This window comes from Ruegeria sp. CG4, from assembly GCF_056537185.1.
Genome location: NZ_JBQFRB010000004.1, coordinates 107,810 through 125,009, shown reverse-complemented (window position 1 = coordinate 125,009; position 17,200 = coordinate 107,810). Strand labels below are relative to the sequence as shown.

Genomic DNA, 17,200 nt, shown 5'->3' with positions numbered 1-17,200 from the left:
GGGCTGGTTTTTGCGGCTGACGCGTTTTGGTGACCAGTTTGTGGGACCGTATGACAGTGTGTTCCGGTCGTCTGACCAGCAAACCGGACGAGGCTTTTAATGTTTTATTTCAAAGTCTTAATGACATGAAAATTTTTCACCGATGAGCCTACTGCCTCCTTCTGGCCACCGGTGCGCGAGGGAATTGATTAGTCCGAAGGTGCGTTATGGATGACCATAAAGACACAAAGACGGCGGCGGGCCTTCCTGAAGGGCGCAAACCGCGCACACGACCGAACAAGCGGCTCATTGTGTTCGCTGACGGTACAGGCAACGCATTCGGTGGTCAGGCATCGAACATCTGGCGGCTTTATGAGGCCATCGACAAACGCGGGCTTAGTCCCCTGAAGTCCAGCCCGCAACTGGCGCGCTATATCCCGGGTGTCGGAACGTCATCGATTGGACTGGTGCGCTTGTTTGACGGTGCCACGGGGCTGGGCGTGCCGGGCAACGTGCAAAAGCTGTATCGATTCCTGTGCTGGAACTGGGAACCCGGTGACGAAATCTGGATGTTCGGCTTCAGCCGCGGCGCTTTTACCGTGCGTACGCTGGCTGGACTTATCAGTTCCCAAGGGTTGATGCCCCGGGAAGTCGACGGGACCACCGTGTCCGTCGCGGAAATGCATCGCAACTCGAAAGGCGCGTGGCGTGCCTACAGACGGCAGACCGCACCATTTCGCGATCCTCGCACAGGCAAAGTTCGCATGAGCCCGACCGTCTCGATCGGGCGCTTCATCCGGGATGCTTGCGTATGGGCAAAACGGACCATCAGCAGACAGAAGAAACATGTCCAGGTGACTGAGATTCTGCAAACCGAGCAACCAGAACGTTGCGCCGGTCAGATCAAAATCAGGTTCCTGGGCCTGTTTGATACGGTCGAAGCTTATGGAGTGCCGCTGGAAGAGCTGCGCGCGGTGTTCGATTTCTGGATTTGGCCCATCAGTTTTCGCAACCGTGTGTGCAGCCCGGTCGTAGAACATGTCTGCCACGCCCTGTCCCTTGATGATGAGAGACGCACCTATCACCCGCTGCGATTTGATCAGACTCCACAGCTCGATCTCAAGGGCTCAGGCAATCAGAAGGACGGGCCAAGGATCAAGGAGGTTTGGTTTGCCGGTGTCCACGCCGACATTGGTGGCGGGTATCCCGACGATGAAGCTTCGCTTGAGCCGCTGATCTGGATGATTGAGGAAGCCAGAAAGGATGGCCTGATCTTCATTGACGAAAAGGTCCACGAACTTGACAGCCGGCGCTCGAAAAACGCGTTGATTCACGATTCACGCAGCGGATTGAAATCGGCCTACCGCTACACGCCCCGACCCGTTGAAAGTGGTGAGGCATTTGGTGGCAAGCCTGTTGTGCACAGCTCGGTCGTCCAAAAGATCCTGACTGGCCGGGATGGCTATGCGCCAGTGATGATGAACGACGATTTCCAGCCGCACGATCAACCACAACAGGTTTCACTGCACCACAGCGCGGAAGTTGCCGAGCAGGTCAAGGCACTGGTCTTGTGGCGCAGGATCGCAAATATCTCGTTCATCAGCCTGCTTTTGTTCGCATTGGTCCTGCCATGGGCGGGCGAGCCCGTCCGGGCCATGTTGCAGCCCGGCCGACCGCCGGTCGGGTCAGATGGCGTCGTGCTGCCCGACGCTATATCGTCCGTCGCACCCGGCATCGTTCAGCCCTGGATACAGTCTCTGTGGAAGCATCCAGTGCTTTCGATACCGCTCATCGTGGCAATTGTGGCGCTGTTTCTGTCAGGCGCGGCGCTTCGGGACCGGATAAAGGATACCGCCCGTCAGGCCTGGACCTCGGATCGCAAAACCAATCTGCAAAAACCGACAGACCGGTTTCTGGTTCGAACGGGCAATTTGCTGCAGTCCAGCCGAACACTGAATGCGGCTTATGCATTTCTGGGCCCCAAGCTGGTGCAGGTCGTCTTGGCTGTGTTGATCTTGCTCGGCGTGTTCAAGCTTGTGCATGTTTTTAGCCTAATGTTCACCACCGTCAGCGGCAGTCTGTGCCCAGACACTGGCCCCGGACACGTGATCGAACCGGGAAGCACTTTTGTTCTGCAAGATGAATTCTCGCCCCAATCTGTCTGCTGGCCGACTGGTGTCGATCTTGTCAAAGGGCAAACATACTGGATCAGGCTCGAGGAAACAGAGCCATTCACCGACAGAAGCGCACGCGTTCCGATGTCCGGGTTCCAGACCAACAAACGGGTGTATGTACTGGGCAGCCTGATAAGACGTTCGAGCGCGAACTGGTTTCAACCGATCGCGCAAATCGGGGCGAAGGGTCAATCGATTTTACCGCTTTTTGACTACACAGACAAAACCACGGCGTTCATTTCGTGCTTTGATGACATGGCCGCCGAAGACGGCCACAAATGCGATCCGATTGATGCACCCAAGGCGATGACGACGCGTGTCCGGGCAGAGAGAAGCGGACCGCTGTTTCTGTACGTGAACGACGCGATCATCTGGCCCTTTGACGGTTTCTATGCAAACAACGGTGGCTCCGCCCGTGTCAGCATCCTTGCAGAGAAACCGCCGCTATAACTCGTGATGCAGCGGAACTGTTTCAAAGCTCTGACCGTCAACATGCGCTCCCTCCGCTTTTGCAGAAGTGCAGCAATCAAGACTGTCGCTAGTGCCTGGGTGCAGTGCAATCAGCCGCGAAAGGCAAAGTCCCAACTGAGTTACCCAGAACCCGTTGCCTTTACAAACTGGTTCTGGCACCAGCCCGACAACTATGACGGAAACGGGCATTTCGGAAGATTTCGCCAGTTTTCAGACCAGCCCGGGATCAAATGGGATGATGCCCGGCATGTCTCGACCGCGCGAGGGTATCTGGTCGAATTCGAAGGTTCCTCGATCCAGAAGTGAAGAGTTGGAGTTTTTTCAGCAGAAACCGGTTTTCTGTCTCAGGGAACATTGACGGTATGGACTAAATTCCGAGATCGTCATAGCGCACAGAAATTCGCTCCAGAAGCCCAACCATTGGGGCGACTTCAGTTCTGCTACCGCGCCCGTCTTTGAAACCTCAGGCGCGATTTCGCTCGGGAAACGGACGGATGGTTCTCACGGCTGACTTGCCAGTTCTCCCTCTCAACGAAAATCAACAGGCAACACGTCGCATTGTGCGTTCGCATCGGAGTTTCTGGATCCAGGGCAGATTGCCGAAGAGAAAAAGTTGAGCACGGATCGGTGGCAGTCGATTCTACATCCCACAAACGTAATTTTATGCATTAAGCTGTCTGGAGGTTTCCAGCCTTTAGCTCTGACAATTTCCAACTGACCCTGGCTGCTGTCACATGACTGTCGCCAATACCTTGCAGAAGACCTTCGAAACACGAACCCAACAGGTGTCCCATGACTATGAAAAACGCAACGGCCCTTTCTCGCCGTCAGTTTCTTGCCACGACCACGGCTGGCGCAGCGCTTGTCGTGCTGCATCCCTACTCGGCAGCGGCAAGTGGAAATCAGGCGCACCTGCGGATTATGGAAACCACGGATATTCACGTCCACGTGTTCCCATATGATTACTATGCCGATAAGCCCCGCGACACGGTGGGTCTGTCGCGCACCGCTTCGATCATCAATCAGATTCGGTCAGAAGCCACGAACTCCCTCCTGGTCGACAATGGCGATTTTCTCCAAGGTAACCCCATGGGCGACTACATCGCTTATGAGCGTGGAATGAACGAGGGCGACAGCCATCCGATCATAACGGCGTTCAACACCGTCGGCTATGACGCGGCCACCTTAGGCAACCACGAATTCAACTACGGCCTGAGCTTTTTGGAGAAAGCACTTGCAGGCGCGGAATTCCCGGTTGTTCTGGCCAACGTGGCCAAGGAAAAGGGTGCCGGCCCGCTCGGGGACAAGACGTTGGTTCAGCCGTACACCATCCTCGACCGCGAGATTGAGATGGGCGACGGCACCAAACACCCGATCAAGATCGGCGTCATCGGCTTTACCCCGCCGCAGATCATGAACTGGGACCGCAAGCATCTGGATGGCAATGTCGAGACGCGCGACATCGTCGAAACCGCCAAAGCCTATGTCCCTGAAATGCAGGAACAGGGCTGCGATCTGATTATCGCCCTATCGCATTCGGGGATTGGCGAAGCCGACCATACTGACGGTATGGAAAACGCCTCGGTCGCACTGGCGGGGGTTGACGGGATCGACGCACTTGTGACCGGGCACAATCACCTGGTCTTCCCGTCACCGACCTTTGCGGATCGCCCCGGTATCGATGTCGAGAAAGGCACGCTGATGGGAAAACCAGCCGTCATGGGCGGATTTTGGGGCTCGCATCTGGGCATTTTGGACCTGCTGCTGGAACGCGACGGATCCGAATGGCGTGTCGTCACCACCACCTCCGAAGCGCGCCCGATCTCGAAGCGGAACGAAGACCGCTCGATCACGGCTCTTGTCGGTGACGATCAGAAAGTGCTGGATTCGGTTGCCGTAGAACATGAAGAGACGCTGGCCTATGTCCGCCGCGCGGTGGGCAAAACCTCAGCACCGCTGCACAGTTATTTTGCACTTGTGGCGGATGACCCTTCGGTCCAGATCGTCTCGATCGCGCAGAAATGGTATATTGATCAGATGTTGAAAGGGACCGAGCACGAAGGGCTGCCGATCCTGTCGGCAGCGGCACCCTTCAAGGCCGGGGGTCGGGGTGGACCAGATTACTACACCGATGTCCCGGTTGGTGATGTCGCAATCAAGAACGTGGCAGACCTGTATCTGTACCCCAACACCGTGCGGGCCGTGCGGGTCAACGGGGCGCAGGTGCGCGGTTGGCTGGAACGGTCGGCAGGCATGTTCAATCAGATCGAGCCCGGTTCCAAGGACGCGATCCTGCTGGACCCAAGCTTCCCGTCCTACAACTTCGACGTCATGGACGGCGTGACCTATCAGATCGACCTGTCTCAACCCTCACGCTTTGGTCCCAAGGGGGAAGAGGTCAATCCCGACGCTGCTCGGATTGTGAACCTTCAGTTCAACGGCGAGCCCGTGACAGACGACATGGAGTTCATCATCGCCACCAACAACTACCGCGCCTCGGGCGGTGGATCCTTCCCGGGCGCCTTGGGGGACACGGTTGTTTTCGAGGCCCCTGATACAAACCGTGATGTGATCGTTCGCTATATCGTCGAGCAGGGAACAATCGACCCCAAGGCAGACGCCAACTGGTCGTTTGCCCCGCTGGAGGGGACCACCGTCCTGTTCGAAACCGGGCCCAAGGCTCGTGATTATATGAACGATGTCAAAGGTGTAAGCATTGAAGACGCCGGCGACGGCGCCGACGGCTTCGCGGCGTTCCGTATCAAGCTTTGATGCGCAACAGTTCAATCTCAAGGGCGGCCGATGGGTCGCCCTTTGTTTAATCTCGAAGCCCGCTCTGTCTCTTCGGTAACAGCTGCCTGTGTGAGGGCGTGCCTTGACTTTTCTCTACCTACTGATAGGTAGTTATTTGTTGATTGATCCACCCAAAGGGACATGCCGCATGAAATTCTATGACGTTGAAGGTTTCCCAAATCCTGCCTGTGCCTGTATCGCGCTTGCTGATAAACGGGCCAAGGACAAGGTTGAATTCGTCCCCGTGGATATGATGGGCGGCGAGCATTGCACGAAGGCGTTCAAGGCCAGGAACCCCGAGGCCGTGGTACCCTGCCCGGAACTGGCGGGTGGCACATACATCTCGCAATGCCATGCGATCACCGAATTTATCGGCGCGGCCTTGGCCGATTTTGCAAAGGTAGACATTTCCGAAAGATTGAAAACCTGCAGTCTTGGCGCGCCAAACATTCGAACCGCCCGCCTGTAGCGGGTTGATCTCCGTGTCGTCGGCATCACAAATCGCAGAGGGAATTGGACCAATGGAAATAAACTCGGACTTCTCAGATCGCGTTGTAGTTCACTCCGACCAGCTTGCGTGGCAAGCCTCGCCCATGAAGGGTGTAGAGCGCCGGATGCTGGACCGGATCGGAGACGAGGTGGCACGCGCGACCACAATCGTGCGCTACGCGCCGGGCAGTCATTTTTCCGCCCACACTCATACCGGGGGCGAGGAGTTCATCGTTCTTGATGGCGTGTTTCAGGACGAACACGGCGACTTTCCCGAAGGCACCTACGTTCGCAACCCCCCGACCACGCAACATACGCCAGGGTCGGAGCCCGGGTGCACCATCTTTGTCAAACTCTGGCAATTCGACATGGAGGACCGCAACCAGTTCCGCAAGACAATGGCGGATGAGCTGGCCGCGCCGGAAAACGGCGTCGCCACGGCGGTCCTGCACAAAGACAAGCGCGAGGTTGTCACCTATAGCCATATTGATGCGGGCGCGACGCTGACGTCGGATGCCACAGGAGGCATCGAGGTTCTGATCATCGACGGCTCGGTCACAGAAAGCGGGGATGAACTGGTCAGGAACGACTGGCTGCGCCTGCCCGAAGGTCAAAGCCTGTCAGCCGTTGCAGGGCCTAGTGGCGCCAAAATCTGGATGAAGACCGGTCATTTGCCGTTTGCCCGGCCACCAGCGGTGTAACCGATGACCCAGCAAAAACCCTTGGCGCTTGTCGCCGGAGCGGGAGCTGGCCTTGGCCAATCCCTGGTGTCGCGTTTTCAGGCCGAAGGCATAGAGGCGGTTGGTCTTGGCCGTAGCCGTCCGGAAAACCCCGTCGGCGCGTTTCACAAGGTCGATCTGTCCAACCCGGACTTGACCGCACCAATCATTGCAGACCTGATCGCGGAACACGGGCCGCCAAAGATTGTCGTGCACAACACCGCAGAGCTTGTAGTCGCGCCTTTCGCAGAAACGTCGCTGGATGACTTTCAGCGCACATGGACCTCGATGGTACAAACCCTGGTCGTGCTGGCGCAATCGGTGATGCAGCCGATGGTCCGTGGTGGCGGCGGTGCCCTGATCGTATCGGGGGCAACCGCCTCGCGGCGCGGCGGGGCCCGTTTTTCGGCTTTTGCCTCGGCCAAGTTTGCCCTGCGCGGACTGACACAATCGCTGGCGCGCGAATACCAGCCGGCGGGTATTCACGTCGCGCATGTCCTTCTGGACGGCATCATTGATACAGCCCGGTCGCGCGATCGCCACAGTCTGGATCCTACCAAGATGATGAAGCCTGAAGACATCGCGCAGGCCTATTGGCAACTGGCGCAGCAGCCGCGTTCGACCTGGACCCATGAGCTGGACCTGCGCCCCTTGAGTGAGGCGTTCTGAGGCATGCGCACGGATACGCTTATCATTGGTGCAGGGCTTTCGGGTCTCAGCCTGGCGACACAACTGATGGATCAGGGGCAGGACGTTCTGGTGGCCGAGGCACGCGCCCGTCTGGGCGGGCGCATCCTGACCGAAGCGCAGGGCGACGGCTATTTCGACCTGGGCCCGTCTTGGTTCTGGCCCGGTCAGCCCCGGATTGCAGCGCTGATCGGCCAGCTTGGATTGGACCGGTTCGAACAATTCAGCACCGGCGCGCTGAGTTTCGAGGATGAGCATGGCCGTGTCGAGCGCGGCCGGGGATTTTCATCGATGGAAGGGTCATTTCGCCTGAAAGGCGGCCTTGCCGCCTTGATCGATGCACTGGCAGCCCGAGTGCCTGCCGGAATGATCCACCTGTCCACCCGGATCACCGCGCTGACGCAATCCGAAAACGGAGTGCTGGCCACCACGCAATCGGGTCAGCAGATCAGCGCACAGCGTGCGGTTCTTGCGTTGCCCCCGCGCGTCGCGGCTGAGCTGACCTATAATCCACCTTTACCCGAGCAAACTCGCTCCTCCATGCGCGAGGTCGCGACCTGGATGGCTGGACAGGCAAAGGCGATTGCCGTGTACGACACGCCCTTTTGGCGCGAGGCGGGACTATCAGGCGACGCCATGAGCAGGCGCGGGCCGTTGGTGGAAATACACGACGCTTCGCCCGCCGAAGGCCGTACTTATGCGCTGTTTGGCTTTATTGGCGTTCCACCACACATGCGCGCGGATGAACAGACGTTGCGCCAGCAGGTTCTTGCACAACTGGTGCGCCTGTTTGGCTCAACGGCGGCAAATCCAAATGCGCTTTACATCAAAGATTGGGCATTCGACCCCTTCACCTCTACCGACCTGGACTTGCAACCTCTGTACACGCATCCGCGATTCGGATTGCCGCAAGCCATGCGGGGCGTCTGGAGGGATCGGATCATTTTCAGCGGCACGGAAACAGCCGCGCAATTCGGGGGATATCTTGAAGGCGCGCTGGAAGCGGCAGAAACCGCAGCGGCTTTGGTGCGTAGGGAAAGGGTTTAGACGCCATGGAAACAGATACAAAGACGGCTCTGCTGAATTCTGCCGAGCGTGCCGCCCGCAGCAAAGGGTTTGACGGGTTCAGCTACGCTGACCTTGCCAAAGAGGTGGGCATCCGCAAAGCCTCGATCCATTACCATTTCCCTACCAAAGACGCGCTGACGATTTCGTTGATGGTCCGCTACCACAGCGACCTGTCCGGCCGCTGTGCCGAGATTGAGCGGCTGTATGACGCGGCGGGCGAGCGGATAAGCGCGTTGATCGCGCTCTATCGCACAGCATTGAATGGCGGAAAAACCCTGTGCCTGTGTGTCTCGTTGATCAGCAGCCGGGAAAGCCTTTCACATGAAGTCACTGATAAAATTCGCGAATTCCGCAGCATGATGGTTTTGTGGATCGAAGGGGTCTTTACTTTGGGCAAGGCAGATGGGTCGATCTCGGGCGTTGGTGAACCAGGGGCGGAAGCGCGTGCCGCATTGGCCTTGCTGGAAGGCGCCCACCTGGCCGCGCGGGCCGAGGAAAGCCTGCAAACCTTTGATGACGCAGTGGCAATACTACAGTCCAGATGCTGACACGGGCCTGATCCTGATCACGTGGGCGCGGCAACGCTTCAATCAAACCACCCAGATGCGGTCGTCCACTGCCGGTGATCCAAACTAGCAACGACGTATTGTTTGGCCCGCAGGCCAAACAAACGCTTGAAACTCAGTCACCATCCGCGACCCCTTCGGCCCGCGCGCGCGCGCGCCGGCGGCGGAAGCTAGGCAGCAACACCAGAAGCACGGCGAGAACCAGAAGACCCAAAGTCATCGGCCGCTGCCAGATAAAACTCATGCCATCATAAAGCTGCATCGCGCGCGAGAAGTTGTTCTCAAGCAAGGGTCCAAGAATGAACCCGATCAACAGAGGTGCCAGAGGATAATCGGCAAAGCGCAGGATCGTCGCGCAAACACCAAAGCCGACCAGGATCAGCAATTCGGTCGCATTGTTCTGCCCGATATACGCCCCCATGAGCGTGAAGAACAAAATGAACGGGATCAGGAAGTTGCGCGGAACGGCCAGTACCTTGGCGATATAAGGGATCAGCGGCAGGTTCAGGATCAGCAGCACCAGATTTCCAAGATACATCGAAATGATGACTGCCCAGAAAATCTGCGGCTCGTCGATCATCAGGCGCGGTCCGGGGCTGACATTCAGCGCAATCAATGCCCCAAGAAGGATCGCTGTGGTACCCGACCCGGGAATGCCCAGCGTCAGAAGCGGCACAAACGACCCGGTACAGGCGGCGTTGTTTGCGCTTTCCGGCGCGGCGATACCCTTGATCTCGCCCTTGCCAAAGCGCTCCTGTTCTTCCTTCGGCGCGATGTTGCGTTCCACCGCATAGCCAAGGAAAGAGGCAATCGTCGCCCCGGCCCCCGGCAAAACGCCGATGAAGAACCCTTGAATGGACTGGCGTCCGATGACCGGGGCTATCTTTCTCGCCTCGCTGCGGTCAATTCTCAGGTTCGTGATTTCACCACTATCGCCATCCCCGGTTTTCGACCGGTTGGGATCCAGAACAAGGTAGATTGCTTCCGGCAGGGCAAACATTGCCATGGCCAGCGTAATGAAACCAAATCCGGACTGCAGGTCCATGATGCCCATGGTGAAGCGCGGCGCGTTGAACAGCACACCTTCGCCCACCGTCGCCATAATCAGACCCAGGAAGGTCATCAACAGCGCTTTGCTGACCTGCCCCGTTCCGGCAAAGGCGGCAATGGCCGAAAGACCGACGACCATCAGCGCGAAATATTCCGAGGAATGAAACAGCAGTGCCACCGATGCCAGAGCCGGCGCAAAGACCATCAGCAGCACCGCCCCGATCGTGCCCCCGGCAAAGGACGAGATTGCGGCCACGGTCAGCGCCTTGCCAGCCTGCCCTGAACGGGCCAGCGGGTAGCCGTCGAAACTGGTTGCAACTGTCGAGGCCACCCCTGGCGCGTTGATCAGGATCGATGATGTCGATCCTCCGAAGACAGCACCGTAGTAGACGCCAGCCAGCAGGATCAATGCGGCCGACGGGTCGCCGATGGTAATCGCGATCGGGATCATGATCGCAATGATCGACATCGGTCCTAGACCCGGCAACATGCCAATGAACGTACCGATCAGGCAGCCGCCGATCACCATCAGAATGTTTGTGAACGTAAAGGCCGTCGCGAGGCCCATCATGAGTCCTTCAAGCATGTCAGCCTCCGTTTGCCATCGCGTTCAGAAATCCGGGAAACGGGCTGAGGAAAATGCCAAGTATCACTTCCACCAGATACCAGACCACCCCGGCGGCAATGGCACTGACAATGACCATCAGCACGTACCGGCGCTCGCCGAGAATGAAGCTTCCCACCGTGAGAAAGAGGAAGGTCGAGACCAGAAATCCAAGCGGACGCAGCAGCAGCGCATAACCGACCATCAAGGCCACCAGCAGCAACGCCTGACCCAACTTGTATTCATGCAGCTTCGCCAGATTGATGTCCGCCGCATCTTGTTTCTCAGGTGTTTTTTCCAACCCCAGAATAATGGACACCGACATCAGAATAGCACCTATGGCCAACACCTTGGGAAAGCTCGACGGCCAGATCGGGCTGCGCCGCATGATTGGCGGCAACAGGTCGTCCATGGTGAAATAGGCGGTATAGCCATAGGCCAGACAGATCAGAAGAATGACAAGTGCAATCCAGCGATCCAGTGCCATTTCCATCCCCTCCCCTTTTTTTGTTTGAGGTGTCCGGCACACAGCCGGGCACCCGTTTTTCAGGATATCGCAGACCGCGTCAGAGGAAGCCCAGCTTCTTCATCAGGTCGCCGATTTCCTGTTCCTGCTGCTCCAGGAACGTACGGAAATCATCACCGTTGTTGTGGATATCGACCCAACCGTTGCGATCGCGGACTTCCACCCATTCCGGCGTGTCGTACATTTTGGTCAACGCATCCTGATACATCGCCAGCTTGTCTTCCGGCAGTCCGGGTGCGGCAAAGAACCCGCGCCAGTTGACGAACGTGGTGTCATTGCCCTGCTCTTTCATGGTCGGAGCATCGGGATAAGCGTCCACACGCTCGTCCGAGGTCACGCCGATTATGCGCACCTCACCGGCCTTGGCCAACTCCACCGCTTCCGAGAAGCCCGTCGATACGGCCTGTACCTCACCCGACAGCAAACCGGCCATGGTCGCACCGCCGCCGTCATAGGGGACGTATTTCATGGCCACAGGGTCAGCACCAGCTGCCTGAAAAACCATGGCGGCGACCAGATGATCCATACCGCCAGGTACCGAACCACCACCCACGGCAACGCCGTTCGGGTCGGCGTTGAAGGCTTCGATCAACCCGTTCAGGTCCTGAATCGGGCCATCGGCCGCGACCACAAGCGCCGCGTAATCCCCGATGGTCCCGGCCACGAGGGTCAGATCGCGGAAGTTCTGCGGGAAGATGCCCGTCAACGACCGAATCACGATTGGGGTCGAGTTGACCATAAGCGTGCCGTGGTTGCTGTCGGCGTTTTCGATCAGATAACCGATGGCCTTGCCACCGCCGCCGCCAGACATGTTCTCGTAGCTGGCCGATCCGACCAGCCCCGATTCCGTCAGTGCCTCGCCAGTACCACGCGCGGTACCATCCCAGCCGCCGCCGGCACCGCCGGGGATCAGAAAGTGGATACTTTCAACGACTTGTTCCGCGTGCGTCAGTGTCGGCGCGCCAAGTGAAACCGCCGCCACGGCGGCAGCCGCAAATGTCCTGCGGGTTAGATTGATTTTTGCCATGATTTCCTCCCATTGGCTGGCATTTCCTTGTTTTGTTTAAAGTGGCTCCTCCGCAATCAGGATACCGTCTTCATCGCAGTAGATGTAACTTCCGGGCTCGAAGAGCACGCTGCCAAAGGCAACCGGAACGTCTATTGCGCCGATCCCTGTCTTGGCGGACCGAACCGGAGTTGCGCCCAGCGCTTTGATGCCAAGGTCGAGCTGCGCCAGACGCTTGCTGTCGCGGACAGCACCATTGATGACGATCCCGGCCCACCCGTTGGCGATCAACCTCTCCGCCATCATGTCCCCCAACATAGCTGTTCGGAGTGACCCACCGCCATCAACTACGATGACACCGCCATTTCCCTGTAAAGTAAAGAGTTTCTCTTGAATCAGACGGGTATCTTCCGCTGTCACAGCAGTATGAATACGCCCCGAAAAGCTGCGTTTTGCACCGTAATCGTTGAACCGTTGCAGTACAGGGCGCACCTTGTCCGGATGGGCATCACTCAGATCCGTCGTAGGTCGGCTGGTTTGGAAACTGGTCAATGCGCTTCCTCCATCAATTCGGATGGGTAAAGGACGGCCCCTTCCATAATTCGCCTCTGTGTGCGGAAAGTACCGGCCGATATTGCCTCGGGTCCCGACGGACCTGGCCGGACATCCGCGATGGTTGGCAAGTCACCCGATGGGTTTCCAATGCGTAATTCCTGACCCTCAGGTTGCGCGATCCTTTGCACCAGACTGCCCCGTATCTGGGCTGCAACGGCGGTGCACATGGCCCCCGTCAGAGTAATCGCGCGATGAAAGTTGCCCATCGACACGAGCCGCACATTGATGTCATGGCTGTCCTTTTTGTGAAGGCTGCCATCCAGCGCCGTGAACTCAGCGGGCGCACCGAGCATCGCCACTTTCGGGCTGGAGCGTTTTACGTCCTTGCGCGACGGAGCCATTCCCATTGCAACAGCACCAGCAACGCGAATTTCTTCGACCAGAGCCATAAAGTCCGGATCACCATCCAGATCCTGGGGGCGTTCGGTGGCGGTTTTGTGCAGATCAGCAGCGCGGAAAAACACCACCGGATTGGCCGCGTCGATCAGTGAGACCTCCAGCGCTCCGAACCCTTCGATCTGAAGCGTATCCAGCGCATTGCCCGTCGGCAGCAGCTTGCCGGTTCCGGCCCCACCGGGTGCAAGGAAATCTATCGTCACTTTCGCCCCGGTTCCCGCCACACCGGGAATTTCAAGCGTGCCCTGTTCGACGGGCTGACCGTCCCGCACCGGAAAGCGCGCGTGATAAACGCCATTGGTATTGGTGCTGAATATGCGGACCAGCGCCTCACTTTGATCCGCTGCAACCTGCACCATGCCTTCCTCAACCGCGAAAGGGCCGACGCAGGAGGACATGTTTCCGCAGGCCGAGCCGTAATCGGCGACCGGTTCGTCCACGGCGATCTGCACGAAGGTATAATCCACGTCCGCATCGTCACGATCCGAAGGCTCGACGATGACCACCTTGGACAAGGACGACAACCCGCCGCCCATCCCGTTCAGCTGGCGCCCGTTGGGGTCGGGGCTTCCCAGGACATGCAGGAAAATGCGATCGCGCGCGGCCCGGTCCCTGGGCAGATCTGCACCGTTGAACACTACAGCCTTGGATGTACCGCCGCGATAAAACGCGGCCCGTAAACGTTCCGCCATCACGCCGCCCCCGCCAGAAATCCGCGGAACGCACGCGGCAGCAGACCGCCCTCGGCAAAGGTCGCACGCTCACCGTCATTGTACAGACGCAAATCCAGCGGCGTGGTATCCGTGCGACCATCCTTTCTGTGGATGGTCAGCTTGGCCTCGGTCAGATCATCGCTGAAGTCGATGTCAAAAGTCTCGGACCCGTCAAGTTGCAGCGTCCTGCGGTTCACGCCCTCCGGGAAACACAGCGGCGCAATCCCCATGTTTACAAGATTCGAGCGGTGGATCCGCTCAAAGCTCTCACAGATCACGGCGCGTATTCCGGCAAGCCAGGGGGCCTTTGCCGCCGTGTCCCGGGAAGAACCGCAGCCATATTCTTTGCCGCCGATCACCACCAGTTTCTGATCCCGGTCCAGATAGGTCTCAATCGCCTTGAAGACCGATGTAACCTCACCTTCAGGCTCGATCCGGGTCCACGAGCCTTCTTTGTCCGGGGTCATCTCGTTGCGCAGACGGTAATTTGCAAAGGTCGAACGAATAACCACATCCGAACATCCCCGGCGGGTCCCGAACGAGTTGAAGTCGCGTTGGGTGACACCCTTTGCCTGAAGGAACTGCCCGGCCTCGGAGTCGGTGGTGATGATACCAGACGGCGATATATGGTCGGTCGTGACACTGTCGCCCAGAATGGCCAGCGGACGCAGGCCGCGCAGCGGTTCGATCCCGGCGTTCTCGGGGCGAATGCCTTTCACAAAGGGTGGAAATGAGACATAGGTCGAAGGCACCCATTCATATGTTCCGGTGCCAACCTCCATCGCGTTCCACTGGTAATTCACATCTCCGATTGCAGCGTAGTTGTCGCGAAACTCGTCAGGTGTGACATAAGTCTCGACAATCCGCGCCACCTCATCCGCCGAGGGCCACAGATCATTCAGCATCACCGGCTTGCCGTTCCGATCCAAGCCCAAAGGCTCGGTCGTAATGTCTTTATGGATCGTACCCATCAGCGCATAGGCCACGACCAGCGGTGGCGAGGCAATCATGTTGCGCGAAGCCAGCGGGTGAATGCGCCCGGCAAAGTTCCGGTTCCCGGAAAGGACCGCGATCCCTTTGACATCATTGTCCTTGATCGCCTTTTCGTGATCTGGATGCAGCGGTCCCGACATGCCGTTGCAGGTCGAACAGGAAAATGCCGCAACTTCGAACCCGAGGGCGTCCAAGGGCGCCTGCAGGCCGCTTTCCGCCAGGTATTTAGCCACGACCCGCGAACCCGGAGCCAGCGAAGTTTTGACATGTGGCTTGACAGTCAGGCCGCGCGCCACGGCGTTTCGGGCCACCAGCCCGGCTAGAACCATGTTGCGCGGGTTGGCGGTGTTGGTGCAGCTGGTGATCGCAGCGATGATCACATCGCCGTCACCGATGTCGTGATCGGCATTCGGGACCGGAACCCGACGGTCCGTTTCGCCCTCAAAAGTCAGACGCTCAGCAGCGGCGGACAGGTCAATCCGCTGTTCCGGCCGGGACGGGCCCGAAACGGACCGGCCAACCTTATCGAGGTTCAATTCAATCACCTGCTCGTATTCAATGGCCGCATCCGTACCATCGACCCACAGGTTTTGCGCCTTGCAGTAGCTCTCGGCCAGTGTGGCACTATCACTGCGGCCGGTCTGGCGCAGATACCCGATGGTGCGCTCGTCAACCGGGCAGAACACCATAGTGGAACCATATTCCGGCGCCATGTTTGCAATGGTGGCGCGGTCGGCGACGCTCAGCGCGGAATAACCGGTGCCAAACAGCTCAACAAAGGTGTCGACCACGCCGATGGCGCGCAGTTTCTCGGCGATGACCAGCGCAATGTCAGTGGCGGTGACATCGTCGGACGGGTTGCCCGTTACCTCAAGCCCGATGACGCGGGGCACATTGACCGGGGTGGTCTCACCGAACAGCAGCGCTTCGGCCTCAAGCCCACCAATCCCCCAGCCCATGATCCCCAACGCGTTGATCATCGGCGTGTGGCTGTCAGTGCCAAGGCTGGAGTCCGGGATCAGAACATCGGGGGTCTCATTGGATGGCAAAACAGTCTGACCGAGATATTCCAGATTGACCTGATGGCAAATCCCACCCCCCGGCGGAATGACCCGCAGCCGTGGGAACCGTGCTTCACAGGCTTTAAGAAAAGCGAAACGCTCGCGGTTGACCTCAAACTCTCGGTCCATGTTCTTGGCCAGCGCAAACTTGTCCGCCCAATGGTTGATCGACATGGAATGGTCGATCACCAGGTCGACCGGCAGGCTCATATCAACTACGTCCGGATTTCCGCCCACCTCCTCCAGCCGGTTGCGCATGGCCATGATGTCGATCAGCGCCGGAATTCCCAGCATGTCGTGCAACAACAGCCGTGCAGGACGGAACGGTACAGCCTCGCCAGAGCGTCGGAGCACATCCAGCGCCGCCGCGCCTCCTTCGGAATGACGCGCAGCATTTTCCGCCAGAACCCTTAGAGAGTATGGAAGCTTTCGAAATTCGGGGCCCAATAGGGCGCAATAGTCCACGGCCCGCAAAGATGTGTTGGCGATCGGTTTGTAGGTTGCGATTGTCACGGTTGCCTCCTGATTTGCTGACAAGCTAGACACCGGCGCCGGATATCAGCAAGATCGAACCGACTCCATTTCACCTGACAGAATGCTATGCCCGCGAACAGAACCGAATCCGTCGAACGTGCCATGTCCATCCTCAGCGCCTTTTCGACACAGCGCCCAATCATGTCTCTGGCAGAGTTGGCCGAAGAGACCGGCCTGCACAAAAGCACGATCCTGCGGCTGACTAACTCGATGATGATCTATGGCTTCATCCAGCGCGATAGTGACGGCATGTTCAGTGTCGGCCCCAGCGTCTGGCGGCTGGGGTTGATATTCCGGCGCGATTTCACCAAGCGCGAACACGTCGCGCCATCTCTAAAAATCCTGGCTGACGCAACTGGGGAAACCGCCTCGTTCTATGTCCGCTCAGGCAATGAACGTATCTGTTTATACAGGGAAAATTCCCCCAACCTGCTGCGATTTCATGTTGAGGAAGGTATGCGCCTGCAATTGTCCACCGGGGCTTCCGGGCTGGTCTTGAGGCATTTCTCGGGCGAGGATGTCGGTGACCTGGCCAAGTTCAACAAGAACGGCACGGTCAGTTCAGTCGGTCAGACAAATCCCAACATCTCCTCTGTCGCGACCCCTGTTTTTGATGCAAACGGCGATCTCATCGGCGCCCTGACAGTGTCCGGTCTGGCCAACAGGTTCGATGCCGAGGCACGGGCAAATACGGTCCCGCTGCTGGAAAGTCTTGCGCGCAGTCTGACCACACGCTGACGGCACTGTTTCATCTGA

15 protein-coding genes are annotated in these 17,200 nt (G+C 58.3%); 9 read left to right on the top strand and 6 right to left on the bottom strand.

From position 1 onward, the window contains the following. Positions 1-206: 206 nt before the first annotated feature. The 8 genes from ACR0J2_RS12875 to ACR0J2_RS12840 all read left to right on the top strand — a co-directional run bounded on the left by ACR0J2_RS12875 (position 207) and on the right by ACR0J2_RS12840 (position 8,928). Positions 207-2,603 carry a DUF2235 domain-containing protein gene (locus tag ACR0J2_RS12875; protein ID WP_480812807.1) on the top strand — a complete coding sequence of 799 codons (2,397 nt, stop codon included), beginning with the start codon at positions 207-209 and terminating at the stop codon, positions 2,601-2,603. Between the two features lie 6 nt (positions 2,604-2,609). After that, on the top strand, positions 2,610-2,930 hold the full coding sequence (locus ACR0J2_RS12870; RefSeq protein ID WP_480812806.1) for a C-type lectin-like domain-containing protein: 321 nt from the start codon (positions 2,610-2,612) through the stop codon (positions 2,928-2,930). Between the two features lie 486 nt (positions 2,931-3,416). Next, positions 3,417-5,396, top strand: coding sequence for a bifunctional 2',3'-cyclic-nucleotide 2'-phosphodiesterase/3'-nucleotidase (locus ACR0J2_RS12865; RefSeq protein WP_480812805.1), 1,980 nt, complete (start codon positions 3,417-3,419; stop codon positions 5,394-5,396). Between the two features lie 169 nt (positions 5,397-5,565). Next, a complete protein-coding gene (locus ACR0J2_RS12860) occupies positions 5,566-5,886 on the top strand; it encodes a thioredoxin domain-containing protein (protein WP_480812804.1) in 321 nt (106 codons plus the stop codon). A gap of 52 nt (positions 5,887-5,938) precedes the next feature. After that, the gene (locus tag ACR0J2_RS12855; protein ID WP_480812803.1) at positions 5,939-6,607 is read left to right on the top strand and encodes a cupin domain-containing protein; all 669 of its coding nucleotides are present in this window, start codon (positions 5,939-5,941) and stop codon (positions 6,605-6,607) included. A gap of 3 nt (positions 6,608-6,610) precedes the next feature. Next, entirely contained in the window at positions 6,611-7,294 is a 684-nt protein-coding gene (locus ACR0J2_RS12850; protein ID WP_480812802.1) for an SDR family NAD(P)-dependent oxidoreductase, read from the top strand. 3 nt (positions 7,295-7,297) lie between these two features. Beyond that, positions 7,298-8,359, top strand: a complete 1,062-nt coding sequence (locus ACR0J2_RS12845) for a flavin monoamine oxidase family protein (protein WP_480812801.1) — start codon at positions 7,298-7,300, stop codon at positions 8,357-8,359. Between the two features lie 5 nt (positions 8,360-8,364). After that, the gene (locus ACR0J2_RS12840) at positions 8,365-8,928 is read left to right on the top strand and encodes a TetR/AcrR family transcriptional regulator (RefSeq protein WP_480812800.1); all 564 of its coding nucleotides are present in this window, start codon (positions 8,365-8,367) and stop codon (positions 8,926-8,928) included. A 133-nt stretch (positions 8,929-9,061) separates the two neighbouring features. Here ACR0J2_RS12840 and ACR0J2_RS12835 read toward each other — a convergent pair whose 3' ends face one another. From ACR0J2_RS12835 to acnA, 6 genes are all read right to left on the bottom strand, one after another. After that, complete coding sequence (locus tag ACR0J2_RS12835; RefSeq protein WP_170679147.1) at positions 9,062-10,582, bottom strand: tripartite tricarboxylate transporter permease; 1,521 nt, start codon at positions 10,580-10,582, stop codon at positions 9,062-9,064. 1 nt (position 10,583) lies between these two features. Continuing rightward, positions 10,584-11,087 carry a tripartite tricarboxylate transporter TctB family protein gene (locus ACR0J2_RS12830; RefSeq protein ID WP_170611623.1) on the bottom strand — a complete coding sequence of 168 codons (504 nt, stop codon included), beginning with the start codon at positions 11,085-11,087 and terminating at the stop codon, positions 10,584-10,586. Positions 11,088-11,166: 79 nt separating this feature from the next. After that, the gene (locus ACR0J2_RS12825; protein WP_480812799.1) at positions 11,167-12,153 is read right to left on the bottom strand and encodes a tripartite tricarboxylate transporter substrate binding protein; all 987 of its coding nucleotides are present in this window, start codon (positions 12,151-12,153) and stop codon (positions 11,167-11,169) included. Positions 12,154-12,189: 36 nt separating this feature from the next. Next, positions 12,190-12,684, bottom strand: a complete 495-nt coding sequence (gene rraA / locus ACR0J2_RS12820; RefSeq protein ID WP_480812798.1) for a ribonuclease E activity regulator RraA — start codon at positions 12,682-12,684, stop codon at positions 12,190-12,192. Continuing rightward, positions 12,681-13,835, bottom strand: a complete 1,155-nt coding sequence (locus ACR0J2_RS12815; RefSeq protein WP_480812797.1) for a PrpF domain-containing protein — start codon at positions 13,833-13,835, stop codon at positions 12,681-12,683. The genes rraA and ACR0J2_RS12815 overlap by 4 nt, the downstream gene beginning before the upstream one ends. Continuing rightward, complete coding sequence (acnA, locus tag ACR0J2_RS12810) at positions 13,835-16,423, bottom strand: aconitate hydratase AcnA (protein ID WP_480812796.1); 2,589 nt, start codon at positions 16,421-16,423, stop codon at positions 13,835-13,837. The genes ACR0J2_RS12815 and acnA overlap by 1 nt, the downstream gene beginning before the upstream one ends. An 87-nt stretch (positions 16,424-16,510) precedes the next feature. Here acnA and ACR0J2_RS12805 point away from each other — a divergent pair, with 87 nt between their 5' ends. Further along, positions 16,511-17,182 carry an IclR family transcriptional regulator gene (locus tag ACR0J2_RS12805; protein WP_480812795.1) on the top strand — a complete coding sequence of 224 codons (672 nt, stop codon included), beginning with the start codon at positions 16,511-16,513 and terminating at the stop codon, positions 17,180-17,182. Positions 17,183-17,200: the final 18 nt, after the last annotated feature.